The sequence below is a fragment of the Paenarthrobacter sp. UW852 genome (assembly GCF_024608385.1).
Taxonomy (GTDB): domain Bacteria; phylum Actinomycetota; class Actinomycetes; order Actinomycetales; family Micrococcaceae; genus Arthrobacter.
Window position 1 is genome coordinate 1 of the sequence record NZ_JAMSGY010000025.1, and the last position, 490, is coordinate 490.

The 490-nt window shown below is 62.9% G+C and carries 1 pseudogene; it reads left to right on the top strand.

The window, feature by feature from the left end:
- A pseudogene (locus NEK97_RS19790) lies at window positions 1–490 on the top strand (pyruvate dehydrogenase (acetyl-transferring), homodimeric type); the annotation flags it as partial.

Sequence of the window (490 nt, forward strand, 5' to 3'; positions counted from 1 at the left end):
TCGGGCGTATATGCGGTGGAACGCTGCGGTGATGGTTCATCGTGCGCAGCGTTCCGATATTGGTGTGGGTGGGCATATTTCCACGTATGCCGGTGCCGCGACCCTGTACGAGGTGGGGTTCAACCACTTCTTCCGCGGTAAGGACCACCCCTCGGGCGGGGACCAGGTGTTCTTCCAGGGTCACGCGTCCCCGGGGATGTACGCGCGGGCGTTCATGGAAGGCCGCCTCAGCGAAGAGGATCTGGACGGGTTCCGTCAGGAGAAGTCCAAGGAAGGGCATGCCCTGTCCTCGTACCCGCACCCGCGCCTGATGCCTGATTTCTGGGAGTTCCCGACCGTGTCGATGGGTATCGGCCCGATGAACGCGATCTACCAGGCCCAGTCCAACCGGTACCTGCAGAACCGTGGGATCAAGGACACCTCGGACCAGCAGGTCTGGGCGTTCCTTGGTGACGGGGAAATGGACGAGCCCGAGTCCCGTGGTTTGCTC